The sequence below is a fragment of the Ensifer sp. LC384 genome, assembly GCF_001695865.1.
In the GTDB taxonomy this organism is placed as follows: Bacteria; Pseudomonadota; Alphaproteobacteria; order Rhizobiales; family Rhizobiaceae; genus Ensifer.
Genome location: NZ_MBST01000021.1, coordinates 60,507 through 87,476, shown reverse-complemented (window position 1 = coordinate 87,476; position 26,970 = coordinate 60,507). Strand labels below are relative to the sequence as shown.

Here is a 26,970-nt window from a genome sequence, read left to right as displayed (position 1 = left end):
CCGCTCCCACTGCTCGTCCCGCAGCATCAGACGATCCAAAACACCCATGACTGCCTCCAAAAGACAGTCTTGAATCTGATTTGCTCAGCCTTGGGAATCCCAAGAGTCCACACTTCCTAGCCCTTGGACAGCCAAGCATAACCCACTCCCCCAAGGGGCATGGCAGGGGGCTAGAAATTGGGGCCTTTTTCTGGCGGCGTTGCTTGTGCATTGGAGGGCTTGCCACGCAGATAAGGCAGTGTTTTTCTTGCCAAAATAGCCTCCTGAAAAATGGCATGAAAAAGGAGGCTGGGTATGAAGGGCGACTGTCTGCCAAGCTAATCGCAGCGCACAAAACTCGCCAATCGCAGCCACCGAGCAACCGTGTAGTTTGCTGCAAAAAACACACTTTGAAAACAATGCTTTAAGGGACGACGAAGCCGCAGCAGCGGATGCCATGTCCTCTTATCGCTGCCTCGCAGCGCTTGACCAGACGGAAAAACAACGGCAGGGATACGAATGGGTCTCATCGCGCATCCCTGCTCAGTGGCAAGGGCTTACGGGAAGTGGGCAACTTCCCGCGCTTCTCATGCCCTGCTGGGGAAACTTCCTCATCAAAGCCGGTCACGCTCGCGTCGGTCGTGCTTCTCCCCCTATAACGGGCGATTGTGGATTTGGTTCCCGTGGGGCAGATTAGTTGCATTCCAACTTTTCCCGCGATCGTGCAATCTTGAAAAAGGCGCGCGCAACGCGCAATGTGGCACATTCCAGCCTTTGAACGTGCGCCAATCGAGGGGAGGCCATCGATTTTGTCCGTATGCGGCCCCGCATCGCTGCGCACAACATTCGTTAGGTATTTGATTTTTAACGATAAAACGAGTCTTCCGTCAACGCCGGATCGAGCGACCGTTAGCCCAGCGTCAAGCAGAACCGCTGCTGGATGTCATTGGCGCGGCGAGTTCGTATCCGTTATCTGCGGCGTGTATACGACCGTCTGGGTTTCTTCGTCCAGCAGCACACCGATCGCCAAGTAGACGAAGATGGCGAATATTGCGAGGAGTAGGACGCTGATAGGGAATGCGGCTGACGATCGCCTTTCGGGAGCATTGTGGTGATATCGGCTGAACATGTTGTTCACCCATTAGTGTTTTATCGAATGCCATCATAAGCCGCCCAGGTCGTGGCAAGGGTGCGTTAAAAGCGCGCAAGCCGTTAAAAGGCCGTTGTTTTCTTCCGCCGCTTCCTCCGAACGCGTTGCGTGCTCTTCGTCACCGGCACTTCGGGCAATCCATAGCCTGCAAGGGCGGCCAGCACAGCTGTGCTGTGTACGCCAAGCATGGCTTGTGCACCTTGCTGCACAGCGGCCCTAAACACCGGAACCAAGTCGTCATAGCCCAGTTCAATAAGCGCTCTTCAAAGCCTTTTTGTTCTTGCAGCATTGGTTGGTTACTCCATGTGGGGCAAAAGAATTAAATGTAATTATACGTCGATTTCGCGCGGATTTCCATGTATCCGCAAATAAAACCGCCGCTTCACCTGGCTTAGAAAGCGGTTCCAAGCTATATTTCTGGATTGTCGCCTAACCTATTGGCCGAGCGCTTGGCGCGACTTCATGGACACTTCGTCATGTCAGTCAACGACGTGCCAGCGATCCGCGAGACCTTCGCGAGGTTCGCCTTCTACGAGGCTGAGCGTGGGCGGTGGAAAAAGAACGCCGGAGCTGATCATCAGCGGGCCGCGCCGCTTGAAGTCCAACTGACAGTTCACCACCGGCCTCGGACCCCCGGAGGATCAAAATGAGGTGGGAAAGCCTGAATGAAACTACCCATTTTGGGGTGTATCTTGGGAGCAGGACGGCACTTGTCTATCTCAGGCCTTGCGGCAAAGGCGGTTGGTAGCGCACGGCGAATTGCGCATCGCCCGTTCGAGGATATTGGTTAGATGGATGAGGCAAGTAACTGAATTGCCTATTAATTACCTCGGCCGCGCGCCATGGCGGCAACATATACATAGGCTTGAGTCCTTCGCAAAAAAACTACCAGCCCTTGGGCCTGGAACACATCCTGTGACCCCTCAAATTAACTGGTTATTAAGCGTTCGCTTTGAAATGTATTGCTGATCAACTATCGTGATTGTTGCGGAAGGAGCGCAACAATCATGCCGGTGTCAGTAGCGTTTGTTGACCACCCGATCCTCCTGGAGGGATTGGTTAGTTCATATTCTGGAAAAAGTGACCTCGAGATCGTCGCCAAGGGCGAAAACGCGGTCGATGCTTTGAAAATTGTTGAAGAAATTTCGCCGCATGTCCTCGTGCTTGATCTGAGCATGCCCGGCGACGCCATGGCCGCCATCGAACGGATCGGGCAGAACTATCAAGCTACGCGGATTATTGTCTTTACCGCAAATTCGAGCATTGAAACAGCGATCCAAGCGCTGAACTATGGCGTTACGGGCTATGTGCTCAAAGGCAGCGGCGCCGATGATCTGCATGAAGCGATCCGGGTTGTGCATGACGGCGACACATTCATCACTGCCGGCTTTGCCACCAAGGTCATGATGGCCATGAAGACCTTCGCCGTCGTACCCAAGCGCAAAAGCGCCTGAGCCTGCGTGAGGAACAGATCGTTCGCCATCTCATGCGCGGCAGCACGAACCGTGAGATCGCCGCCTGTCTCGACATCAGCGAGACGACCGTGAAACACTACATGACCATGCTGATGCAGAAGCTTGACGCACGGAACCGCGTCGAGGTTGTACTTGCCGCCCAGAAGTTGAACGTGATTGCTGATGGCGGTGCCAACCGGGGGATGTCCGGGCGGTTCAAATGAACCGTTCTTGGCCCAACGAGGTCGCTCGCCGTCTCTCCCGTCGGATGCGGCGGGTGGTCATGTATGTGCCACTGAGTCATCGTGACCGGTTCCGGCGAGATAGGGGCAGAAAACCGCTTTGCACGTTTTCCCATTCTTCGGCGTCTCCGATGGCTTTTTCGCAGCGAGAAGAACTTGAAGTGCGGCGATGCGCGGCCGTAATTCCGGGAATGCCAGGGCGTCCAGGTCGAAAAGGACCGCGGAGGATGGGGTGCTTAGACTCCATGACGATTCGCGTGGCAACCGTAAAAATGCACCAATACCAGATACTTACTATCCACTGGTGCATATTTTCCCGAACGAACGCAGCGATACTCGTGACTTAAAGTTCCATAATTAGTATTATGCGATATGTTATTGTAGCCAGGTACATTCTAATTCGAAGTGCGACATGCGATAGATAACAATGGCTTATCAATTGCAAGGAATGGCCCATGAAGCGTACCTACTCCCAGATCGATATGGATGAACGGCGCAAAATCGGCCGTTGGCGGATGGCGGGCATCAGTGTCGATGTGATTGCCGAGAAACTTGGACGGCATCGCTCGACGATCTTCCGCGAACTGAAGCGCAATGCTTTCCAGGATCGTGAGATGCCAGACTTCAACGGCTACTACTGCGTGACCGCCGATGCGATGGCGCTTGAGCGTCGGGCGAAACTGCGCAAGCTTGTGCGGTTCTCTGTTCTGCGTCAGTCCATCATCGACCGCATCATGCATGGCTGGTCGCCGCAACAGATTGCCGGGCGGCTGCGGCTGGAGCGGCATCGGATTTCGGTCAGCCATGAGACGATCTACAAGTTTGCCTATTCGTCGGACGGCCATGCGATCAAGTTGTGGCGACATCTGCCGGAGCATCGTGCCAGACGCCGGCCACGGCACGCCAGGCGCCGTCATGGCAGGCGTTTCAGCCCGGATGTCAATATTCTTTACCGGCCCGACGTCGTCGCCGAGCGCAAACAGTTCGGGCACTGGGAATGCGATCTCATCCAGTTCCGCAAGAAATTCGGAAAGGCCAACGTAACGTCGCTGGTCGAGCGCGTCAGCCGGTTTGCCGTCTTGCTGCGCAACAACGACCGGCAATCGAGGCCTGTGATGGATGGCCTGATCCAGGTGCTACAATCCCTGCCCCACCTCGCCCGTCGCTCGATCACCTTTGATCGCGGCACGGAATTCACCGACTGGCCCTACCTGCAGGCAAGCATCGGAACGCAGACGTGGTTCTGCGACCCGCAATCGCCCTGGCAGAAAGGCACGGTCGAAAATACCAACGGACGGGCGAGGAAATGGCTTTCGAGAGAGGTCGACCCTCTGTCCCTTAGTGATCGCGATCTCACCGATATCTGCAATCACCTGAACGCAACGCCACGCAAATGCCTCGGCTACAAAACACCGGCCGAAGTCTTCCGCCAGAAACTCCTCGCCCAGATCAGGCGCACGGGTTAGGCTCTCGAAGCCCGCAGGTCGCGGTTCGCCATGAACTCACAGGCTGATAGTAGACCCGCCGGAACCTTCAGCCCACCCGACCCGCTTGACGCCCGCCTGGTGCAGCTTTCGCCTTGATGGGGCGAAAGCCATATCGGCCATATTTGTGGGCGAGCGCTGTGATGCTGGCGGTCAATGCCGCCTTATCATCCGCTATCTTAGCGACTTTGCGCTGCGTGGAACGATGCTGATCAAGAACAGTGCATGCCTGACAAAGCTTCGTGACGATCTCTTCCGCCTTGTGTCTTTTCGCCACCATTTCAATGTCCTTCTGCGGCTTATAAGCCATACTTCAAGAAGGACCACTTTTCAGGGGGCAGACCTGAGTCCAGCGGCTGGGCCGGCCCTTGGCACTGACGAAGTACAGGACGCCATACGCGACGACCGTGAAATCGACAAGGAAGGCAGCAAAATAACCTGCTATCCAAGGCTCCCCGAGATTAGTTAGATACAGATAGACCATAAATGCCTTCTCGAAGGTGCTGAACACCATGGTCTCAAATCGTAACCACGGACGGAACCCCGCGACCACCATTAGCGCGCCAATTCCGAAGATCATGATTCCCCAGTGTCGCAAAGCAGGTACGCTGGAGGGGGTGAAATCGACAAGTCCACCGAGCATCGGTGTGATGAGTTTGATGTCGAGCGCGAACGGCAATGGCCCACAGGTCGCCAAACCGAAAACAATGAGAAACCATTTGATGGTTTTGGAAATGAATTTGTTCAAAGTGCGCATCGTTATCCGCCAGACGATTGGAAGCAAGCTGTAGTAAGATGGAGCAAGACGGTCCGCCCCCGCGACGCACCGCAGATGTCATTTCATCAGAGCTGTCACCCGATCGAAAGCAGCGGAAAAGCCTTTCAGGGAAGCCGACAACGAGATCGGTTCGTTGGTATTGGCAGTCTTGGCCATCATCTTGAGCACCGCTCCAGTCCGCAGTTCGGCAAGGGCTGCGCCGTCGAAGCTAAGCGGCACAACGCATCCGGCAGGCAGACAGGTGCTAAAACGCACAGGTGCCTCCGAAGACTTCTCATCGACCTGAAGCGATACGCCGGCATCAAGTGCGAGCCCGAAGGGCAGAACAAGTGTACCGGTCGCAGTCTTCCCATCGCCACCGGCTGCTATCTCGATGGCCAGAAGCCGCTGTCCGTTCTGCTGTGTCTGTTGCTGCATGAGGAGACAATGCCTGTTCTTCCTCTGCACGCAGCTAACGATCCAGTCCGCGTAGCTTTCCTGCAGAGAGGACGCCCGGCCCGGGAGCGTGGCGTGCTCCTGCGCGAACGTTTCGCCAATGGCCAGGGCCACCAGGCAGAAGGTAGCGAAGACTGTCCGATTCGACCGGAACCACGGTGATAAGCACTGTCTCAAGGCCCCTGTCTCCCTCAGAACTTATAACCCAGGCGCAACGCGCCGCCGTGGCTTGTGTAGGTGTCGGAAAACGAGCCCTGGTAGTTCAAGCGCAAACTGAAGCCGTTGTCGCTCGCCAGATCGACGCCGGCGGTCAGTCGCCCCACCACGTCGGCCAGCGGCACCTCACTGCCGAACGTGCCTATCCCGGCGGGCGCGTTGGCCAACCGTGCAGATGTATCCCAGCTATCTGCGCTGCTGAAGCTCACTCCGGCGGCCGCGAATGCCCGCATGACCGTTGTCTCGTTAACGTCAACACGCGTACCGACTTCAATGGCCGGAGTGGCGTGGAAGCTCCATTGGCCGGCATCATCGACCAGGAGATCGAGGGCGCCGGCTCCCGACTCGCGATAGCCATTGGCATGCGAATAGATCAGGTCAAAGTCCACCAGAGGCCGCACATAGTAAGGATCCTGCGCGAAGGTATAGGCTGCGCGCACGCGGGTGCTGACATTGTAAACCTCCGGATCGCCTTCGGCCTGGCCGGCGAAATCAGGAATCCGGATCGTGCGCGTATTGTCGTACCAACCGTAACTGCCGGCAACGGCACCCGACAGCAGCCAGGGGCCGCTCTGGTGCTTCAGCGAAGCGCCGGCGTAGAGGATGTCGCCGTCGGCGTTGACCCGGCCGTCGTCGCCACGGATGGAACTGCGGTCATAGCCGCCAGCGAAGCCGACGAACCAGTTCGGCGACACCTCGACCTGGGCGCCGGCTTGCAGGGCATAGGTCGTGGTGTCGAAGCCCGACACGCTGGCGCTGGTCTTCTGGTCGAGCGTCTGTGCGCCGGCCTGAGCCCAGCCACACTCCGTCTCCGTCAGGAACGAGGTGCCCGCGGCAAACATGGGGCAGCTCAGCAAGAGGTCGAGGTGCTGCTGCGTCATGGCGATGCTGCCGGCCGCAGCCGCACCGGAGACACCGGGCGACATGTCCGACAGCGCTGCTCCATAGCTGCCCGCATCGCCGTCGGCGAGAGAGCCGAGCGTGCCGAACAGCGTGCCAAAGGAGCCACCGCCGGCATCCCAGATTTCCTGAAGGTGACCTGCGACGCTATCCTGGCCGTCGTCTAGCGCGGCGCCAGGTTCGGCGAAGTGGGCCGACTCCGCCGAAACCGACAGCTCGTTTCCTGCCCGGGTGACGGCGTAGTCGAAGATTGCCGACTGGGCGCTCAGCGAATGGTCCAGTGTGCCTCCGACGGTGAGGAATGGCAGACTGATGTCGGGCAGGACGCTGATGGCGCTCACCGCGAACTTGCCGTCCAGCTTAGCGTCACCGTCGATGGTCAGCCGATCCATGCGCGAGCCAGCGAAGTCGGCGGTAAGCGCCAGTATGCCACCCGTGTCTTGCGTGAGGTCGCCAGTGATTCTGGTGGCGTCGATGCCGCCGGAATGACCGATCATCAGCCGGCCAAGATTCATCACGTCAGCCTCATAAATCTCCGCATCCGTAAGCAGGCCGCCGGCCTCATTGATTACGGAGACGGCCATGCTGCCGCCGAAACGGGCCGCCATCGGCATGGTGCCGTCGGTGGATATCTTACCGGTCGGCGCGTTGCCCTCAATGCTCGCCTCTTTCACGCTGCCGCTGATCGTGCCGTAGTTATATGCGGTCAGGACGCTGCCAGCGGGCGACGTCCTGCCGGGGGTATATTTGACGGCGACCCCTGAAGCAGCCGAGACGCTGCCTCCGGCATTGACAGTCAGCAGGTTGTTCTTGCCTCCCGAGACCAAGATGCCGGCGCCGTTGTCGCCGGAGCCGCCGTTCACGGAACCTTTGACGGTCACATTGACCTTGCCGTTGTTGTTCGTCCCAGCATCGCTCTGCGCGAATATGCCGATCGAATCCTTGCCGGTCGCCTGGATAGCCCTGCCAGCATCGAGGGTGACCGTCACATCGCCGCTTTTGCCGGCCGACGAGAGATTGCCGTTGGAGCCGATGAAAGCACTGGTCGCGTTGCCGCCGAAACCGCCGCCGCCGCCGATCGACTGGGCCAGGATGCCGTAGGCATAGTCGCCCGACGTGGTGATGTTGCCGTCAACAGTGACGGAGACATCGTCGCCGTCACCGGTGCTGCCGGGGCTGTTGCCCTTGTAGGAGAGCGGCGCACCCGAGGCGGTGCCGCCAATACCGCCGCCGCCGCCGATCGACTGGGCAACGAGGCCATGGGCGGCCAGACCGCGCGTATGAATCGTGCTGTCGTTGGTTAGATCGACCGTGACGACGCCGCCGTTTATTGTTCCACCGCCCGAGCCGCCGACCACGAGCGAGCCGATGCTGTCGGCCTCGCCGGCGCCGCCGATGCCGCCGCCACCGCCGATCGACTGCGCGACAATGCCATGCGCCCGGTCGCCATAGGTGTCCACGCCGCCGCCGTAGTTCAGGTCGATTTCGCCGCCGCTGCCGCCGACGCCGCCGCTGCCGCCGACAACAAGATCGATAGCATGGCTGTCATCCTCTTGGGCCGCCTTAGTGCTTCCGGCGCCGCCGACACCACCGCCGCCGCCGATCGATTGGGCCAGGATGCCTATCGAATCGTCGCCGTTGGTCTGAAGGGCGAGCCAACTTCCCGCACCGACTGTAATTTTGCCTCCGCTGCCGCCGGCGCCGCCGCTGCCGCCGAAACCGCCGCCGACGGTGATCTTGCCTGCCGCCTTGTCGGAACCATCGCCGCCCTGGCCGCCGCCGCCGCCGATCGACTGCAGCAGTACACCATAGGCGCTATAACCAGCGGTACTGATGCCGGCGGTGCCGTGGTCACTGTCGAAGGTGATGTCGACCGTGCCGCCATTACCGCCCGCACCGCCGCTGCCGCCAATGCCGACGGTGATGTTTGCTGTTGCCTGGCTGCCGGATGCGGTGGATGTGCCACCGGCACCGCCACCGCCGCCGATCGATTGGGCGACGATGCCGTCGGCCCAGTCGCCCGTGGTGGCAATGTAGCCGCCATGCGTCAGCGTGACCGTGTTGCCATTGGCGGCCGTCCCGCCACTTCCACCGTCGTCAATGGTGGCGCCGACACTGACGTTGAAGCAGTAGCCATGTCCATCGCCGTCATCGCTGGCGCATTCGCTGTCACCCTTGTCGTCGAGCGGCTCGGAATCGTCAGAAGTAGCCTGCCCTACCGAGCCGCCTAGCCCGCCGCCACCGCCGATCGACTGCGCGAGCACCCCGTCCGCATCCGCGCCCGAGGTATTGATTTTACCCCTGGTGGTGACGGTGGCCGTGCCCGCCGTGCCGCCACTGCCGCCAGTCCGGCCAACGGAAACGCCGACAGATGCGGAGAAAGCACCGCTACCCCCTTCGGATTCTTCGGCTTCCTCGCCGCCGGGCAGGCCGGCGCTGGCCGACAGCCCGACGCTGACACCTTGCGAAGTACCGCCGCCGCCGCCGATCGACTGGACGAGCACGCCGCGAGCACCGGACCCGCTGGTCTGCAAGCTGGTGCCGCTCTCGAGGTCCACAGTCGCGTTTCCACCGCTGGCGCCGCCGCTGCCTGAGCCGCCGACGCCGACATTTGCCGCCAGGTTGAAGCCGCTACCGATCTGCTTGCTGTTGACGCTGCCGACGCCGCCATTGCCGCCGCCGCCACCGATCGACTGCACCACGATCGCATTGGCATAATCGTCGGCCGTCGTCACCGAGGCGCTGTCGTTGAGATCGACCTTGACGATACCGCCATTGCCGCCGCTGCCGCCGGAGCCGCCGACCGAGACACCGATGTCGGCGCTGATGGTGTCCACCGTGCCGACAGTCGCGGCCATCGACGACGCACTGCCGCCATTGCCGCCGCCGCCGCCGATCGATTGCGCCACAAGGCCATGCGACGAAGCACCTTTCGTGGAGACTGCGGAGCTGCCGTCCAGCGTCAGCGACACTTCCTCGGCAGTCCCGCCTGATCCGCCGCTACCGCCGACGGCCGTGGAGACGCTCATAGCCAGGGAGACGTCTTCGCCAGTCGGCACCGCCACGGTGAGTGCGTCGGCAACCGAGGAACCGCCGCTGCCGCCACCGCCGCCGATCGACTGCGCGAGCACGCCAATCGCGTCGGTCACACCGCCGCCGCCCTGGCCGGTCTTGATGCTGCTGTCGGTCAGGCCCACGGAAACCTCGCCGCCGGCGCCGCCGGAGCCACCGGTGCCGCCGACAGCCACCGACGCCGTGAAGCCGATACCCGCGGAATAGGAACTGGCGGAACCGCCGGTGCCGCCGCCGCCGCCGATCGACTGCGCCACGATGCCCGCGGCGTGAGATCCCTGGGTCGTCAGGTGGAGGCCCTCGAAGCCGACGGTCACGGTATTTGCGTAGCCGCCACCACCTCCGCCGCCGCCGATCTGGAAGCTGCCGAGCCCGGCATCGCCCCCCGTGGCGTTGCCGCCATTACCACCGCCGCCGCCGATCGATTGCGCGAGTATGCCGAGCGCACCGGAGCCTTCGGTCGCGATGGTAACTGCCTGCTGCATTCCAGAGCCTGTAGAACAATCGCCGCCGGAATTTTCATTGGTGACGCAGACCCATCCGCCGCTACCGCCGCCCGAGGCGGTGCCGCCGACACCCAGTGCCGGAACACCGACCGACAGGTCGATCACATTGCCGCCATTGCCGCCGCCGCCGCCGACCGATTGCGCCATGATCGCATGCGACATCTCACCCTGCGTGGTGACCGAGCCGCCAGTCAGCAATACGTTTGCATGGCTGCCGGAACCGCCAGCCCCGCCCGAACCTCCAACGGTCGCGATGCCCTTCGCACCGCCGCCCGAACCACCGCCGCCGCCGATCGACTGTGCCATGATGCCGATCGCCGCGTCGCCGGCCGTGCTGATGGCGCCCGAGCTCTGGACCTCGGCAGTGCTAGCATAGTTGCCGCTGCCGCCGGAACCGCCGATCGACAGGATGCCGCCCGCCATACCGGCGGCGCCGCCGCCGCCGCTGATCGACTGCGCAATGATACCGTGCGCCGAATAGCCGGAGGTGGTGATCGCGCCGGAATTCTGGACACTGGCCGTCTCGGCCTCCCCGCCGTCGCCACCATCGCCACCCAGCTCGAGCGTCAGTCCGTCGGCGATGCCGCCGGTGCCGCCGCTGCCGCCGATCGACTGCACCAGGATGCCATAGGAATGATCACCCGAGGTGGTGATCGTTCCGCCAGCATTGTTGATGGTAGCTGTGTTGCCACTGCCGCCATTGCCGCCATTGCCCGCACCGCCGCCGAGCACGTCGGTGAAGTTGCCGCCCGTACCGCCGCCGCCGCCGATCGAATGCAAGGTGACCGCAGCCGAAAAATCCCCGACTGTCGTGATCTTGGAGCCACTAGTCATATACGCGCCGACGGACCCGGCATCGCCACCGTAACCGCCGCCGCCGCTCGTGCCGACAACGGCCGTGTCGTCGCCGCCATTGCCGCCCTGGCCGCCGATGCTCCCGCCCAGCACGCCGTAGGCCTGGTTGCCGTCGGTCTTGATGGCGCCGTGGACGTTCATCTGAATCTCACTGACCGCACCGCCTTTACCGCCCGAGCTGTCCTTCTCGCCGTTTGCGCCGTCGCCACCACGCCCGCCCAGAGCCAGCGCGGCTACGCCGACGACATAGTCGCCCTGGGTCGAAACAGTGGCGCCTGACTGGAGGGTCAGGGTCGAGTCGAAGGCAGAGCCGTTCCCACCGCGGCCTCCGGTCGTTGACTCCGTGCCGGCGCCGCCATCACCACCCTGACTGAGCGCAACGATGCCGCCAGATAGTTCGTTCGCGCCGGCGCCGGTGGCAACCACGGTTATATCGGAATATATGCTGATATTGATCTGGTCGCCGTCTGCGCCGGCGCCGCCATTGTCGGACGAGTCATGAGAATCCGTGCCGTCGCCGCCCTGGCTCAGCGCATAGATGCCGCGCACGCTGTCGGCGTCGTTCGCGTAGATGCCGATCGCGCCGATGGATGCATTGCCGGAGGAACCGTTTGCGATATCGATGAAGCCGCCCGCGCCGCCCGCGCCGTTGTCGTCGCCGCCTGCTTGACCGGTGGATTCGGCGGCAAGACCCCAGACATAGCCCAGTCCGTTCAGCGGGTTGGTCCCGCTGCCGAGGCTCACCTGCCCGGTGTTGGTAATGTTGATGGTGCCGCCGCTGCCGCCGTTGCCACCCACTTGGTCGCCCGCCGCACCGCTATTCTGTTCGCCGCCGCTGCCGCCCTTGCTCACGGCAAAGATGCCGGTCATACCTCTGGCCGTATTCGAGTTGAGCGATTCTACGGCCAGCGCCCCGTAGTTGGTGATCGTTATCGCGCCTCCCGCCCCACCGGCCCCGCCGCTGGATTTGTAGTTGTCGTTATCCCCATCCCCGTCGCCGCCGAAGCTCGTTGCCGAAATCAAGCTGCCGATCGAGCCTGGATCTGTCGAGCTCGTCAGGGTTATGGGGCCGTAGTTGGTGATCGTCACGGAACCGCCGGCGCCGGCGCTTCCCTCGTCAACGCCGGCGCCACCCATTGTATATGTCATGATGACGCCGCCGACGGATTCCCACGGCACTGTGTAAGGAAGGCTTGCGCCGGCCGTGTACGAGGCCTGGGTGTTGATCGTTATATTCGCTCCTGGGTCACCGTCCTTCTCATCGTTGTGATCGACACCACTGTCGCCCCAGCAGGCGGACCACGTATATCCATAGTCGACCTGGCCGATTGTCTGGGTCGCGGACCCGGTGCAGCCCGCGTACGCATTGCCGGCCACGGTTGCGCCGGCGAGACCCAAGGCCAACACCATCAGCAGACGCGATGCGTTTCGGTCGGACAGGACTGCAGGCTGGTCGCTGCAACTGGATGAACGGCGCGACGATCCTTGCCGGATCTTTCCGGTGCGTACGACATGCTTCATGCGATGAGCCCCCAAAAGTGAAGCGAACAAGACCTGCCGACCTTGAGACAAGCTTCGTCGCATGCGCAATCTGCGCGAAATCCTCGACGCGACTTCCTTCAACCAGAATTGCAAGGCCACAACCACGCGAACGATAAAGCGGCAAACAGCGGAGATTCAACCGAACAAAACGATTCAATTCTGACCAAATCCTGCATGCGACGCTCTGCAGAGCACTCTTGGGATTTGTCGATCGATGAAAATCGATCAATTCGGCTGAACTCTTGTAAATTCTTACGTCACTTGATTGTTCTTGCGCCTGTGCTCGACTCCTGCCAGCTATAGGTTGCACGATCGCGTGACTTGCAGCAGCAGGGGGACACCGTACAAATGCTCCAGAATGCTTGACCTCAAGACAGTCCTGGTCGTCAATCTGGCGACTGCCAGCCTGCAGGCGATCGTCTGGATCTTTGTCTGGCGTCATCTCTACGAGCTCAAGTTTCTTGCTGCGGGGTTTACCGCCATTGCCATAGGGCTTCTCTTGATGATCTTGAGAGGGGAGCAGCCTGCAGCATGGTCCATCGTGCTGCACAACACTGTAATAAAACTTGGTCTGGTCCTGCTCGCCGAAGGACTGGCGCGCTTCCTGGGACAACCTCGCTACACCTGGATCGGTATTTCGCTGCTGATTTTTCAGGTCGTGGCCTGGAGCATCGCCGTCGCCGTCGATCCGGGCAACCTTGCCATCCGCATCCACACGTCGACCCTCTTTACGGTCGTCATGATGTCAGTGATGTCCGTGGCGCTGCTGCGTGACCGGACACAGCCTTGGCTTTTGCGATGGATCACGATTGCGGTATTGGGTGAGTATATCGCGGCCAGTATAATTCATAGCGCCATCGAGTATTGGGACCCGGCCATCGCCCAGGACATCGCGGTCCTCAACAACCGAAATGCTTGGTACCTGTTGCAGGGTGTTCTGTTCCTGATTGCGTTGTTTGCATGCCTGCTCTTCATGGTCAGCTCGCGACTTTCAGCGGCACTGCGCGAGAAGAACGAAGCTTTGTCGCGGGAAGTGGTGGAGCGCCGGAGACTGGAAAACCAATTGAATGTCAGTCTTGAAGCCGAACGCGCCCTTCGTGAGGAGCAGGCCGACTTCATGCGCATTGTCAGTCACGAGTTTCGTACCCCTCTGGCGGTAATCCGCAATGCCGCCGACATGATCGGCCTTGTCGGCGACAGATCGCGTGAAGCGACAAAGGAACGGCTTACCGGGATCGGCGAGGCGCTCGACCGGCTGTTCTCCCTGATCGATCGCTTCATGACGAACGACCGCGACAATGGCTTTCGACCGCAATCGATACAGATCGGATCTCTGATGGCCGACGTGCAGTTCCATTTCGAAATGACCGGGCGAGGTGAACGCTTGCATTTCAGGACGGACGGGGAAGCTACTTCGATTTTCGTCGATCCCGATATGCTGGCAACCGTCGTCATCAATCTCATCGACAACGCATTCAAATACTCGCCCGAGAACCAGTCCATTCACATTGATACCGTGGCAGAAAGTGCGTTCGTCGATATCCAGGTCCGTGATCGCGGTATCGGAATTCCGAAAGCTGAGGCACACAAAATTGGTCGCCGCTTCTTCCGAGCCTCCAACGCCAAGGCCGGAAGCGGGACCGGGCTTGGCCTTTACTCTTCCCGTAAGCTTCTGGCCTATCATGGCGGCACATTGGAGCTGCTCCCCCGTGAAGGAGGGGGAACGGCGGCTGTGGCGCGCGTGCCCATGTTGAGCAGAACGACAGAGCCCGCCCTGCAAGAGGAGTTGATGACTTGACCCGCATTTTGATCGTCGAGGACGAACAGCGGCTGTGCAAGGATCTGGTTGATTTCCTGGGGTTGTGCGGTTTCACGGCCGAAGGGACTGCGACAGCAGAAGGCCTGCGTCGGGCACTGGCAAATGATGAGCCACCTGATGTCATCATCCTCGATGTCGGGCTGCCTGATGGCAATGGTTTCGATCTGGCCAGCGAAATCCGTGCGGCCTATCGCTGCGGGATTATCATGCTCACAGCTCTTGGCGACGGTGACGACCGTATTCGAGGCTTTGAAAGTGGAGCTGACATTTATCTCGTCAAGCACAGTACCTTGCGGGAGATCGAAGCAGCGATCCGTAGTCTGTTGCGACGAACGGGTGATCAAGCTGATCATACGGACAGCACCTCAGGCAAATGGGCATTGGACAGCAGAAATTGGACTCTCACTGCGCCGAACCAGCGCTCACTCAAGTTAACGGCAACCGAGTTCGCGCTCGTCAGGACGCTCTGCAAACATGACGGTGGCATTTGCGGGCGCGAGGAACTGGCGGAGACCATTGCCCGCCCCAGAACCCATTTCGACAACCGGCATCTGGATGCTGTCGTCAGTCGCCTTCGCCGAAAAATAGGCGAGCAGACCAACCTGAATGTGCCGATAAAGGTGGTCTATGGGGTGGGCTATACGTTCACAGCCCCGACAGTTGTGCAATGAGGATCCCACGCGAGATCGGGTACGTTCGCGTTCGACGAACTCTCGCGTGTTGACAAGAGTCCCGAACTGCGAGCTCGGTCGCATTGTTTCGACCTAAGAACAACTCGGAGTCAGAGCGTCAGGAAAGAGACGGCCGCCGTCCTTGCCGCCTCGCGGTCGCGTCCGACATGGCGTGCGGCGCGCTGCCACTTTCCCTGCCATATCGCTTACAACTCAGATCACTTGCTCCATAATACCGGGACAAGTCCACCGGCAGTTGCAAATCTTTTCACCCCGGAAAACGATAACGAATCAGTTGTATTCGCGACGGGGACATATAATGCGATTCTTCCTTGGCCTTCTCGCGTTCGGTGCGCTCATTGCCGCCTCCATCCTCGTCTTGCCCAGCTTCGTTTCGAGCGATTGGATGCGCGCCGAACTCAGCCGAAAGCTCTCGACTGCAACAGGCAGCTCAATTGTCTTGAAAGGCCCCGTCAGGCTGTCCGTATTCCCGCATATGGCGGTGGTTGCCGAAACTGTCGTGCTCTCGAGCGAAGAAGCGGGCGTCGCAGCGGAAATCGGAGAGGTTGCGGGCTCAGTGACACTCTCCTCCCTCTGGTCGGATCGCTTGCACATCAAGGAGATCAGGCTGGTTCAGCCGATCATCACATTGCACGAGAAGACAGGCAAAGCATCGCCCACAGAAGGCGGCAAGTTGGGCCGAGCCAAACCAGGCGATCCGCTTGCCGCGCTTGTCACTTTCCTGGAGCGAAGTGCAATCGACTCGGTCTCGGTTGTCAGTGGGACTTTGAGACAGCAAAGCACTGCTGGTGCGAAGCAGGTCATAACCGATATCGACCTTTCACTCGCAGTACCCGACATCGACGATCAACTTTCCCTTTCGGCGAGCGCCCGTATCGAGGAACGGCGCTACCAGATGACGCTCGCGATCTCCTCCGTGCGCCCGTTGCTTGAACGACAGCCAGCTGACCTGAGCCTTTCCTTCGAGGCGGATCCGGCCCCCGCCCCCGGGTTCTCCGCATTCGAGGCCACCGGACAAGTCGACCTCAACACCAATGGCAGCTACCAGATCCGCGGAGGCAAACTGCTCGTTGGAGACGAACCGCTTTTGCTCGACGCACTCTTCATACCCGGCAATCGCCCGCGGTTTCTCGCTGACATCGACGCCGAACGGTTGGACCTGAGCGCATTTATTGAGGCTACTACCTCGGCATCGTCGCAACCCAACGCGAAATCGGAGAAGTCGGGCGCTTCGACGGGTTTGCAGCTTCTGACCGGGTTCGATGCCGATATCGGCGTGAACATCAGGGATCTTGTCCTTGGTGATATCGCGGCATCAGACGTTGCATTGGCGGCAACGCTAAAGGACGGGCTGGTTTCGGCAAGGATAGAACATCTCGGCATCGATGCCGGCAGCGTTGCGGCAAATATCTCTGCCGATATTCGCGAGGTTGAGCCGACCTTCAAGGGCCGCATATCCAGCAGCGGGCTCGATGTCGCCAAAGTGGCAAATCTGACCGGGCAATCCGTTCCTTTGACCGGGTCCGTCACGATCGATACCCGGTTCGCGTTTCGCGGCCTTTCGGGGGATGCCCTGAGAAAAACAATCAACATGACCGGCAGCCTGGGCCTGCACAGCGCGACCTTCAACGCGCCGGGCGTCGCCGATCCCTCGTTGAGCAAAGTCAAGATTAAGAAGCTGGCACTCAGGATCGATGACGTTGCAAAACCGGGGCGTCTGTCGGGCAGCCTGGCCTGGCGCGGCAAATCTGCCGAAGTCGATTTGCAGCTACCGTTAGGCAGTCTCTTGGCCGGGGACTTCAACTCGGGGGGAATACCCCTGAAGCTTGACATGCGTATGCCGGGAGCGGCTCTTTCGCTTGATGGCAAAGCGGCCATTCCAAACGGCTATGCCGGCAAGCTGATTTTTTCGACAGCGGACGTTCGCGGGTTCCTTGGCTGGCTTGGACAGAGCGGCCCGGACAATATCGACCTATTTGCGTTCAACGGTGAAGTCATCGCGAGCCCGGCGAGCGTTCAGTTCGAAAGTGCCACTTTGTCCGTCAATGGTGTCGAGGGGACCGGGAGTGGATCTGTCCAATTCACGACACCATTGAAGATATCCAGCGCCCTCAAGTTCGCACAGCTGGATTTTGCGCGCCTCGCCGGCACGCGCTCGCCATCACCTCAATCGAAGGCGCAGGGAGATGGTCCTGCGCCCAACGCTCCGTTGGATTTCTCCTCGCTTGGATTGATCGACGCATCGATTAGGGTAAACGCCGATAAACTTGGATACGGCAACGTATTTGCAGGGCCGGTGGCAACCACTCTTACCGTTGCCGATGGAGTTGCAAGTCTCAGCCTTCCTGAAAGCCCGTTTTATGGCGGCCATATTACCGCAAGCCTGAGGGCCGACGGCTCCGGGCCCGAACCGTCGATTGCTTTAAACACCTCGATCGCGGGCGCTTCGGCGGCGCCGCTTCTGACCGACATGGCAAACTTCAGACATCTTGAAGGCTCGCTGCAGGCCAGGCTCGACATAACGGGAGCTGGCAGCACGACTGGCACACTCAAACAATCGCTTCAAGGCAGCGCGAATGTCCGGTTTTCCGATGGCGCCATCCGCGGCATCGACATCGCCGACGCCTATAACAACCTCGTTGGCCTGATGTCGTCGGGCTTCAAGCAGAATGAAAGCCAAGCGACAGGGTTCACTGAGCTCGATGCCTCGTTCGCCATTGATAGCGGCGTTGCACGAACGGAGGATATCAAGCTTATCGGCCCGCTTGTGCGCATGAACGGGACCGGGGAGGCAAATCTTGCGGACGGACAGATGAAGTTTCGGCTCGATCCGCGGGTGGTCGCATCGCTGGATGGACAGGGCGCCGAGATCTCAACTGACGGAATCGGAGTTCCGGTCCTGATCGAGGGGCCCTTTGCCCGTCCTCGCATATATCCCGATCTGTCGGGACTTTTGAAGAACCCCACCGCTGCCTTGGCGACACTGAAGAAGTTCGGACTGCCGACCGACACGTTGCGGATCGATGACCTGCTCTCCGACAAAGCGACTGGAGGATCCTTGCGCGACGTCGTCGGCGGCGCCATCGACAAGACCCTCAAAGGCGAGCGAAACCAACCTTCCATCGAGGAGATCATTGACGGCAATGTGGCGCAGAGCGACGAGGCGCCGCCGGACCTGCAAGCTGACGAAGACCCCGCTACTCTCGAACCGGCGGCCAGGCAACCGGTCCCTGGAGCGGAGCAGTCCGATCATGACGCGGGGACGTTGGGAAATCTGTTCAACCGGCTTCTCCAATAGAGAACCATCGCAGGGTCCGGATTGTTGCAGTTCCCGGGCGCTGAGATGGCGTAGTTTTGACGGCGTCTTCACTTCTCCGGCTCTGAAGGCTGCCCTCAACTTGCCGTCCGTGCGGTTCCCCCGCAACGCCGGCGCAAGAGCGCAGAGGGGAGGGCAAACCCGGCGTGTTCGAGCTCGCCAGCGGCGGCGTGCTCAGCCTCGATGAAATAGGCGAGATGCCGCTGGACATGCAGCCCTTCCTGTTGCGTGTGCTGGAAGAGCGTGCAGTCAACCGGCTGGGCGACAGCCGGCTGCGGCCTGTGGACGTGAGGCTTGTCGCCTCGACGAACCGCGACCTCAAGGTGGAGGTCGCAAACGGCCGCTTTCGCAAAGATCTTTTCTATCGGATCAGCACCGTCTCCATCTGCGTCCCGCCGCTGAGGGATCGCGGCACCGACAGCCTGCTCCTAATCGAGCATTTCAATCGCAAAATGGCGGATCGCAGGGGAAGCCCGCCGCTGCGGTTCTCGAACCAGGCGCTGGACGCCCTGCTTGCCTACTCCTGGCCGGGTAACGTGCGCGAGTTGCGCAACCTGGTCGAACGGCTTCAGTTACTCTCAAACACGGGAAATGTTGGACTGGAAGATCTTCCTGTTGATATAACCGAGCCCGCGAAGCCTGCGGCGATCCCTGAGGACGAACGGGTAGTGGTGGAGGCGCAAGCCTTCAGCCTAGAAGATGCGGAGCGCCAAGCTATTTGCAGTGCCTTGAGGGCCGAGTATGGCAATCTCAGCAAGACTGCCCAGCGGCTCGGTGTCTCGCGACCTACGCTCTACCGGAAACTCGATCAATTTGGTATCAAACGGAGATTCCTATAATCCCGTAAGAGCTTTTTTCAGGATGGGACAAGTAGCAACTAAAGAAGTAGCCTCATGTTTGTCTTTGCCACGTGTCGAGCGAGCAAATTTCGTGTCGCGCAGACGCAGGGGCGCCGTCGTGCGGCGCTTGATGAGCCGGCGCGAAAGCCACTTGCATTGCAGACTGTTATCATGATGGCCCCCGTTTTAAAGGGCGCCTTCCCGGTCGTTCCTCCTCACGGTCGCGAATTATTTGAAGCGACCATGCCGCTGCAGAACTTCAATGCGATAACCGTCAGGATCGGTGACGAAAAAGAAACGGGCGAGCAGGCCGCCGTCGCGGTTGAAATCGACGATCTTGCCGGTACATTCTAATTTGAAGTGCGACATGCCAATGATTTCAATGGTTTCCCCTTGGAGATTTTGGGATGTCACGAAGCTATTCGCAGCTCACCCTTTCCGATCGACGACGTTTGCATCAGCTCGTGGAACGCAAAGTTCCTGTCGGTGAGATCGCCCGCCAACTCGGTCGGCATCGATCGACGATCTATCGTGAACTGAAGCGCAATACCTTTCATGATGCCGAGTTTCCGGAATACAGCGGCTATTACAGCGGTATCGCCAACGACATCTCGAAGGAGCGTCGGCGACGGCTGCGCAAGCTCAGCCGCCACCCGCAATTACGCGAACTGGTCATCGAGCAGCTGGAGGCGCTTTGGTCACCGGAACAGATCGCCGGCCGCCTGCTCGCCGATGGCGTGAGCGCCGTCCGTGTCTGCACCGAGACGATCTATCGCTTCATCTATGGCAAGGAAGATTATGCGCTGGAGCTCTATCAGCATCTGCCAGAAGGCCGTCGCAAGCGCCGCCCACGCCGCTCCCGCAAACCCCGTGACGGCTCGATCCCGTTGGACTGCAGGATCAGCCAACGCCCTGATTTCATTGCCGATCGCTCTCAGTTCGGCCACTGGGAGGGTGATCTGCTGATCTTCCGGCGCGACCTTGGTGAAGCCAATGTCACCTCGCTGGTCGAGCGCAAGAGCCGCTACACGGTGATGATCAAGAATGGCAGCCGTCACTCTCGTCCGCTCATCGACAAGATCATCGATGCCTTCTCACCGCTACCCGCCTTTGCCCGGCAGAGCTTCACCTTCGACCGTGGTACCGAGTTTCGCGGTTTCAAGGCTTTGGAAGATGGACTCGGCGCCAGGAGCTGGTTTGCGATCCGAATTCACCGTGGCAGAAAGGCGCGGTCGAGAACACCAACAAGCGCATCCGTCGCTTTGTGCCGAGCGATACGGACCTGTCCGCCGTCAACCAGCCGCAACTGGTCGCCCTCGCCCACCATCTCAATTCACTGCCGAGGAAGTGCCTTGGTTACCGCACGCCCGCCGAGGTCTTCATGGCCCATTTGCGCGATTGCGGGTAATCCCCTACCCTCCACTCGTCATTGTTGCACTTGGATTAGATTCTCCAAAAAACGTGAACATGCATAGCCTGTTTCAGCCCAGCATTGAGAATGCTTGCACAGGGCCAGTTGCCTAAAGACGCGGACGGCGGCACTCTCAGAAGCCAGCTTCTTTCTGATGGCGCACGGCGAGGATTGTCAAAATGTCCTCATCAATACGGTAGCGCGTGACGTATCCGCTGTCTCCAAAATCAATGAGCCACTCTCGATATTGATCAGGCAGATCGTCAATGAGGCGCCCCATATTGGGATGTGCGCCAAGTGCTTGCACACCCTTGAGAATGGCTTCACCCGCTCGCTTGGCTGCGGATGGGCTTTTGGGCTGCAAGAATTTCCGAAGGCGTTCAAGGTCACGAACAGCTGCTGGAGAGAAGACTATTTGTGGCATTCAGGCGCGGCACGCTCGTCGTCCGTTCCCCACGTGGATAGCCATTTTTCGACCTCGTCCGCAGTGGCATGAAGGCCGGTCGCTTGAAATTCCTCCCACGCGTTCAGCGTGTCGTGTCGCAATGCCTCTCGTTTCTCTTCTCGCTCCACATATTGCGCAATCGCTTCACGCATGATCCAGTGAGACGATCGGCGGCGGACTTCGGCCAAGTGTTGAACGCGGCCTTTTAGCTCATCATCGAGCTTGAGCGAGGTCGGGGATGCCATGGCAGCCCTCCTTAGTTAAAGGTAATACCAGGCGCTAATATAGGCTCTGTCATTTCGCCTGTCTATGATCCAGCTGAACCTTCGCGCCGAACGACCGACAAATTCCCTTGCCTTGAACGACATAGAACTGCCGACCGGGCCATTCCCCGGTCGAATAGCCAACCCTCGTGAAATGCGACGAAGGCATCTGTCGCAGACGCTTGCCCCTAGGGGACAAAGAATGAGCGCACCAGGCAACGGCAGCAACGCTGCCGGAACCAGTTCGCACGCGGCTTGACCGGTTAAAAGGGTCGCCGAAGGAATTTCAACATAGTGCCGGCCAACGGCCGGGAACCGGAAAGCCTACCCCCGGCAAGCCGCGCCGCTCGTTCGAGGGTTCGCACCAAACGCGACAAGCGGCTGGCTCCTCGCCTTCGCCTCCTGCCCTCATCTACCGGCCCTGACCAACGAGAGGTGGCTCGGTTTGTCTGAACAGTTTCGGGCGTTTTGTTAAGTGAATTTCCACACCGCGTCATTGCGCGGATGCATGAGAAGAAGATCAGCCAGGCGGAGATCGCGCAGACGCTTCGCCGAGACCGCTCGACAATCTGCCGCGAGTAGCGACGGAATAAACGTATAGGAGGCTTCAAACAGCCTCACAAGTCTCTACATCACAGCCAGCTGCTGACCAATATCACGCAGCGTCATCGTCTGCAGGCGCTCGCCGGCATGCGCTTGGCCTCAAATGAGCTTCAGCTTCGTTGCCAGTGCCGTCGCCTGCGCCTGCGTACCGGCATCGAGCTTCCTGCGAGCGTTGTTCATATGGAAGTTCACATTCGCATAGGTCATGTTCTCGATGGTGGCGATCTCTCTCATGGATTTACCCTCGGACGACCACTTGAGCATCAGCGCCTGTTGGGCGGTCATGCGGATGCTCGGTTTTGCCGTGGGTTCAATTTCCGTTTGCTCGATCCGCACGTGAAGCTGAGCGACCGCCGTCGCGGCTGCGACCGGATCGATATCTCGGTTCAACGAAAGGGACGGCTTGTGCGAGGCAATGGTCAGCATTGCCATACGTCTGAACGCAGTCGCAACCGGAATGGTGATGCCCGACCGAATGCCGAAGCCAGCGGCATCCAGATAAAACTGCCGAACACGCCTCGATCTAACAGTCCTTGAATTTTCGGAAGACCAGGTGAACGCTCTCATCGTGGCCTTGGCAATCTGGATCACGGGATCAATCTCATTGAAGCTCTTGGAGAAATACCGATCCTGCCATTCGGGTGAATAATTCGACACAGCGAATGTTCCGACCGGCTGAAGATTAAGGTAGGCGTAATACTCGAAGCCGAGTTCTCCAGCGAGCTCGATGAGCGCCTCGTTGAACATCTCCTTGGTGCACGCCACGGCGGAAACATCGGTTAGCTTCTGAAACCAAGTCTTCACTTTCTCCTCCTTTTTCGCCCTCTCGTCTTGCTGAATGCTTGGCCCAGCAACATTCTGGACCTTTGGTCGGTGGCGCATTGCCATAGACCCGCACGCGCTGCGAGCTGCGCTCTTGCCGCTGCTCTCCTTCAACATGAGGGCCCGACGAGAGTCGTCGCCAAACCTCACGTGGCCTCCCCGCTGCCACTTGGCTACCTACTCACCATGCGCCGGCAGAAGGCGCTTGGTGGTGCTTCTTCCGGGAATGCTCGCCCACAGGCCTAAGCGATCGTGATGCCGCTGCGAGCGTGCGGGCAATTTCCACGATCTCGTCGCGGTTCGCGGTGGGGTCTTCCTTGTTCCAGGCGAGCCCCATGCCGATCGTGAAATCCACCCCCTCCACTTCGCGAAGCTGAAACGACCGATTGGGCAAATCCTTCGTCCATTCCGGAACGAAGCCCACGCCAATCCCGGCTGAAACGAGCGAAACCAGTGAGAGCGTGTCGTCGCAGCTATAGGCGACGTGATCGAGAAGGCCATGCTTTCTGAACTGCTCGAAGAAATACTTTTCGGTGTAAGACAGGTTCGCGCGGGAAAAGGAGATGATCCTCTCCCGTTTCAGATCACCCATTGTGACGGTTTCCGCCGTCGCCAGCGAGCTGCCAAGGGGCACCGCCAAAAGATAGCGTTCGTTGGCGAAGCTCTGCCAACGAAGCGATCCAATGTTTTCGACCGGTCGGATGAAGCCAAGGTTGATGCGGCCCTTTTCAAGATCGCGGATGATCGCATCGGTGGACCCGCTGCTGATGTGGATCTGGATATCCGGAAATCGCTTGCCGAGCTTGCTTAGAAAAAGCGGTAAAACACCAAAGGTCGCGGGGTAGATGGTTCCGATCGTGATGCGGTTGACATCCTTGCCGGCAATGGCCTGAACAACCGCGGAGCTGTTTTCGATCTCCTTGAGAACACGGATACACCGCTCGTAGAAGACTTCGCCGGCCTTGGTCAATTGCACGCGACGCGTAGAGCGGATGAGAAGCTGGACACCGAGCTCCTTCTCGAGCGCCTGTATCTGCACGCTGAGGGCGGGTTGAGCCATGGACAGCGTCGCCGCCGCGCGGCCGAAATGAAGCTCCTCGGCGAGCGTCGCAAAACATCTCATTTGGCGGAGTTCCATTCCCTCTCCTCTGCATCCGCGCAAGGTAATCCGCAAGGGCGCAGATCATCTATTAATCGCCTCCTTAGATCAATCTGTTATTTTTTGATAACCCAAAGCCCATGAATTCCGGCAGTAGACGGCGAAACGTCTTTGCCCTAACGGTTGCACATGAGAACGAGCCTCGAACATCTTCCGGAAAAGAAGCAGCGCGAGCTTGCCCGCGTCGTCAAGATCATCCACGAGGAGTTTGCCGATGCGCTCGAGGGAAGCTCTGCCGCCTTCAAGAAGCGCGGGCGGATCCTGAAAATCATCCTGTTCGGTTCGTACGCCCGCGGCACCTTTGTTGACGAGCCGCACACGATGAAGGGTTACCGCTACGACTACGACATCCTCGTCATCGTCAATTCGAAGAAGCTCGCAGAACCGGATTATTGGGACAAGGCGACCGACCGGCTGATGTGGGACAAGGGGGTCTCGACGCCGGTGGGGCTGATCGTTCACGGCGGCCGGGAGGTGAATAACTTCCTTGCGGACGGACAATATTTCTTCGTCGATATCCTGCACGAGGGCATCGTGCTCTATGAGCTCGACGATCGGCCGCTGGCTGAGCCGAAACGGCTTTCGCCTAGCGATGCACTCAGGGTGGCAAAGGAGCATTTCGGCAGCAAGTTTCCGGCGGCGTTGAGCTTTCTGGACACCGCGCAATATCTGGCGAGGAAAGGCCAACACAAGCATTCAGCCTTCGAACTGCATCAGTCGATCGAGACCGCATACTCGTGCCTGCTCCTCACCCTTACAAACTACAGCCCGCCTTCGCATAACCTTAAGTTCCTGCGCGGTTTGGCGGAGGACCAGAAGCGCCAACTTGTCGATGTTTGGCCGCGCGACCAGCATCGCTATACCGCCTGGTACAACATTCTCAACGAAGCCTATGTGAAGGCACGCTACTCCAAGCACTTCGAGATCACCGAGGAGGCGCTCGGCTGGCTTATCGAACGGACCGAGCATCTCCACCGCCTCATCGAGGCGATCTGCAAGGAGCGGCTGGCGGACTTGGAGCGGGCGCTCGACGCATAGCGAACCGCGACAATGTTGGGGATGGTCGATGCCCCAGATGGTTCGGGAGTGAAGCGAACTCAGGGAGCCCGTTCGCATTCATCCGAGCGGGCAGCACATCGTCATCCACCGCCTTCAGCCTGATTACCTGTCGATCTTTTGCGTACCTGGTGGCGGCGAGATTGACGGATCACCTTGAATTTCTTTGATCATATTGCCGTCAGAGAATTTAGACTTCACCTCGCACGGGAAATCATTTAGGATTCAACCTAATCGACATGAGTGGCACGTGTGCTTCCGGACGACGCGATCTTCGCTGTGAGACCGTCCGGCCACATCTTCCCCCGCGCCGGACTCTTGAAGGAGAGTCGCCATGTCGAAACCATTGAAGAAGACCCCAGATCCGTCGAACGAAACGGGTGCGCAACATGACGTCGCGGTGGCGGCGGCCGTGGAGCTCGCGATGGAGTTTTACGGCTGCGACGCGGTAACGGCCGCGGCAAAGCGCGCGGTCGAGGCCAGGGACCTCGATCGCGAAAGCCATTACCGCTTCTGGCTGCATGTCTTCAAATCCCTGAAATCCAATCCAAGCCTGATCAACGAAATCTGCCAGCCTGGCTGACAACGCGGCTGCATGGTCCTCGGCTCGCGCCTGCGCGAGCCGGAAGGTGCGGTTCCTGGGCCACCTTTTGAGGGCGTGAGATCCGCCCACGTCGCCCCGGCGACCGCCTGGAAAGGTAACGCCATTGATATAGATTCCTTATCAATAGCAGCAAATTAATATTGGAATTGGCGAGAGCGGCCGGCGCAAGGTCGTCGAACCGACAATTACCAAAAGGGGATCGCCATGAAGTTTTCTTCCCTCTGCACGAGTGCACTCATCTCGTTGGTCTCTGCCGCGAGCGGCCATGCGGAAACGCTCATCGTCAACAGCTACGGCGGGCCGTACGAAACCATCGTTCGGGAGCGGATCATTGAGCCTTTCGAAGCCAAATTCGGGATCGAGGTAATCTATGACGCCGTCGGTTCGGCCTCCCAGGATTATGCCAAGATCAAGGCCACCAATGGGCGCCCCGGCTTCGATGTCGTCGTGATGACCGCTTCTCAATCGCTCGAAGGATGCAAGGAGGGCCTGCTGGAGGAATTCTCACCTGAAGAGGTTCCCAATCTTGTGCATTTGTCATCGGTGATTGCCGGCGTCGCCGGCCCCTGCGGCGCCGTTCACGAGGTGCAATACCTCTCGCTTCTCTACCGGAAGGACAAGCTGGCGGGGCGCCCGACTTCCTGGAACGCGCTTTTGGACGATGGCCTCAAGGGCAAGATTATCCTGCCCACCTTCCAGAACGTGATGGCTGCCTACCTGATGGAGATCTTCTCGGTCGCCCATGGTGGCGATCTGCTCGAGAACGTCGATCCCGGCTTTTCCGCCATGGCCAAGCTCGCCGGACAGTCGATCGGTTTTGAGCAATCGTCCTCCGTCATGGAGACGTACATCAAGGGCGGCGAAGTCTGGGCTATGCCGTTTTGGAACGGGCGCGCGCAGCTGCTCGTCGATAGCGGCCTGCCGGTCGACTATGTCCTGCCGAAGGAAGGTTCGATTCCCTTGGTCGCAACCCTGAACGTGCCGAAGCACGCCGCGAACCGAGACGCAGCTCTCAAGTTCGTCAACTTTTTTCTCGAGAAGACCAGCCAGGAGGCATGGGTCACCGGCTACAAGGTCGGCAGCGGCCGGATCGACATCGACGTTCCGGCCGATATTCGCGCCAAACAAATCACCACCGAGGCGGATCTGAAAACCCTTCTGTTGCCCGACCTCGCTGCGGTCGCGTCACGGCTCTCCGCCTGGGGTGAACGGTGGGAACGTGATGTCGTCGCGGCGGCCAAGTGAGGTGGATCATGGCTGTCATTACCTTCTCCACTCCGACAAAGCCCCTGCGCACCGTCGTCCCCGTCAACGGACTTCTGCCGCTG

At 59.7% G+C, this 26,970-nt stretch carries 18 protein-coding genes and 3 pseudogenes; 11 read left to right on the top strand and 10 right to left on the bottom strand.

Annotated elements, in window-relative coordinates:
* Nucleotides 1-922: 922 nt before the first annotated feature.
* On the bottom strand, nucleotides 923-1,108 hold the full coding sequence (locus tag BC363_RS36000) for a hypothetical protein (protein ID WP_065783801.1): 186 nt from the start codon (nucleotides 1,106-1,108) through the stop codon (nucleotides 923-925).
* 1,028 nt (nucleotides 1,109-2,136) lie between these two features.
* Here BC363_RS36000 and BC363_RS17310 point away from each other — a divergent pair.
* The 3 genes from BC363_RS17310 (at nucleotide 2,137) to BC363_RS17305 (ending at nucleotide 4,291) form a co-directional block, all read left to right on the top strand.
* Nucleotides 2,137-2,583: a response regulator transcription factor gene (locus tag BC363_RS17310; RefSeq protein WP_244519906.1), complete on the top strand. Its 447-nt coding sequence runs from the start codon at nucleotides 2,137-2,139 to the stop codon at nucleotides 2,581-2,583.
* A gap of 32 nt (nucleotides 2,584-2,615) precedes the next feature.
* Nucleotides 2,616-2,807, top strand: coding sequence for a LuxR C-terminal-related transcriptional regulator (locus tag BC363_RS35995; protein WP_244519905.1), 192 nt, complete (start codon nucleotides 2,616-2,618; stop codon nucleotides 2,805-2,807).
* A gap of 473 nt (nucleotides 2,808-3,280) precedes the next feature.
* Nucleotides 3,281-4,291 (top strand): IS30 family transposase, encoded by a 1,011-nt coding sequence (locus tag BC363_RS17305; protein WP_065783799.1) that lies wholly within the window; start codon nucleotides 3,281-3,283, stop codon nucleotides 4,289-4,291.
* A gap of 109 nt (nucleotides 4,292-4,400) precedes the next feature.
* On the opposite strand, the pseudogene BC363_RS35990 reads toward BC363_RS17305, so the two are convergent.
* The 4 genes and pseudogenes from BC363_RS35990 to BC363_RS17285 all read right to left on the bottom strand — a co-directional run.
* A pseudogene (locus BC363_RS35990) lies at nucleotides 4,401-4,538 on the bottom strand (IS3 family transposase); the annotation flags it as partial.
* Between the two features lie 84 nt (nucleotides 4,539-4,622).
* Nucleotides 4,623-5,066 (bottom strand): hypothetical protein, encoded by a 444-nt coding sequence (locus BC363_RS17295; RefSeq protein WP_065783794.1) that lies wholly within the window; start codon nucleotides 5,064-5,066, stop codon nucleotides 4,623-4,625.
* 78 nt (nucleotides 5,067-5,144) lie between these two features.
* Nucleotides 5,145-5,636, bottom strand: coding sequence for an invasion associated locus B family protein (locus BC363_RS17290; RefSeq protein ID WP_244519904.1), 492 nt, complete (start codon nucleotides 5,634-5,636; stop codon nucleotides 5,145-5,147).
* Between the two features lie 77 nt (nucleotides 5,637-5,713).
* Complete coding sequence (locus tag BC363_RS17285; protein ID WP_065793317.1) at nucleotides 5,714-12,592, bottom strand: autotransporter outer membrane beta-barrel domain-containing protein; 6,879 nt, start codon at nucleotides 12,590-12,592, stop codon at nucleotides 5,714-5,716.
* Nucleotides 12,593-12,971: 379 nt separating this feature from the next.
* Here BC363_RS17285 and BC363_RS17280 point away from each other — a divergent pair, with 379 nt between their 5' ends.
* The 4 genes from BC363_RS17280 to BC363_RS17265 all read left to right on the top strand — a co-directional run bounded on the left by BC363_RS17280 (nucleotide 12,972) and on the right by BC363_RS17265 (nucleotide 19,279).
* On the top strand, nucleotides 12,972-14,411 hold the full coding sequence (locus tag BC363_RS17280) for a HAMP domain-containing sensor histidine kinase (RefSeq protein WP_065783790.1): 1,440 nt from the start codon (nucleotides 12,972-12,974) through the stop codon (nucleotides 14,409-14,411).
* Nucleotides 14,408-15,103, top strand: a complete 696-nt coding sequence (locus BC363_RS17275; protein ID WP_065783788.1) for a response regulator transcription factor — start codon at nucleotides 14,408-14,410, stop codon at nucleotides 15,101-15,103. Before BC363_RS17280 ends, BC363_RS17275 begins: the two co-directional genes overlap by 4 nt.
* Nucleotides 15,104-15,422: 319 nt before the next feature.
* Nucleotides 15,423-18,422, top strand: coding sequence for an AsmA family protein (locus BC363_RS17270; RefSeq protein ID WP_244519903.1), 3,000 nt, complete (start codon nucleotides 15,423-15,425; stop codon nucleotides 18,420-18,422).
* Between the two features lie 164 nt (nucleotides 18,423-18,586).
* Nucleotides 18,587-19,279 (top strand): sigma 54-interacting transcriptional regulator, encoded by a 693-nt coding sequence (locus BC363_RS17265; protein ID WP_065783786.1) that lies wholly within the window; start codon nucleotides 18,587-18,589, stop codon nucleotides 19,277-19,279.
* Nucleotides 19,280-19,507: 228 nt separating this feature from the next.
* Here the strand turns inward: BC363_RS17265 and BC363_RS35985 are convergent.
* Nucleotides 19,508-19,621, bottom strand: a pseudogene (locus tag BC363_RS35985) (lactoylglutathione lyase); the annotation flags it as partial.
* Nucleotides 19,622-19,686: 65 nt separating this feature from the next.
* Between BC363_RS35985 and BC363_RS17260 the strand changes: the two are divergent.
* Nucleotides 19,687-20,687: pseudogene (locus BC363_RS17260) on the top strand (IS30 family transposase).
* Between the two features lie 136 nt (nucleotides 20,688-20,823).
* Here the strand turns inward: BC363_RS17260 and BC363_RS17255 are convergent.
* From BC363_RS17255 to BC363_RS17240, 4 genes are all read right to left on the bottom strand, one after another.
* On the bottom strand, nucleotides 20,824-21,114 hold the full coding sequence (locus tag BC363_RS17255; protein ID WP_065783785.1) for a type II toxin-antitoxin system RelE/ParE family toxin: 291 nt from the start codon (nucleotides 21,112-21,114) through the stop codon (nucleotides 20,824-20,826).
* Complete coding sequence (locus BC363_RS17250; protein ID WP_065783783.1) at nucleotides 21,102-21,380, bottom strand: CopG family ribbon-helix-helix protein; 279 nt, start codon at nucleotides 21,378-21,380, stop codon at nucleotides 21,102-21,104. The genes BC363_RS17255 and BC363_RS17250 overlap by 13 nt, the downstream gene beginning before the upstream one ends.
* Nucleotides 21,381-22,100: 720 nt before the next feature.
* Nucleotides 22,101-22,973 (bottom strand): autoinducer binding domain-containing protein, encoded by an 873-nt coding sequence (locus BC363_RS17245; protein ID WP_244519901.1) that lies wholly within the window; start codon nucleotides 22,971-22,973, stop codon nucleotides 22,101-22,103.
* Between the two features lie 31 nt (nucleotides 22,974-23,004).
* A complete protein-coding gene (locus tag BC363_RS17240; protein ID WP_065783781.1) occupies nucleotides 23,005-23,961 on the bottom strand; it encodes a LysR family transcriptional regulator in 957 nt (318 codons plus the stop codon).
* 150 nt (nucleotides 23,962-24,111) lie between these two features.
* On the opposite strand from BC363_RS17240, the gene BC363_RS17235 reads away from it, so the two are divergent.
* From BC363_RS17235 to BC363_RS17225, 3 genes are all read left to right on the top strand, one after another.
* On the top strand, nucleotides 24,112-25,020 hold the full coding sequence (locus BC363_RS17235) for a nucleotidyltransferase and HEPN domain-containing protein (RefSeq protein WP_065793316.1): 909 nt from the start codon (nucleotides 24,112-24,114) through the stop codon (nucleotides 25,018-25,020).
* A gap of 352 nt (nucleotides 25,021-25,372) precedes the next feature.
* Nucleotides 25,373-25,621, top strand: a complete 249-nt coding sequence (locus BC363_RS17230) for a hypothetical protein (protein ID WP_065783777.1) — start codon at nucleotides 25,373-25,375, stop codon at nucleotides 25,619-25,621.
* Nucleotides 25,622-25,846: 225 nt separating this feature from the next.
* Complete coding sequence (locus BC363_RS17225) at nucleotides 25,847-26,887, top strand: ABC transporter substrate-binding protein (RefSeq protein WP_065783775.1); 1,041 nt, start codon at nucleotides 25,847-25,849, stop codon at nucleotides 26,885-26,887.
* The last annotated feature ends 83 nt before the right edge of the window (nucleotides 26,888-26,970 follow it).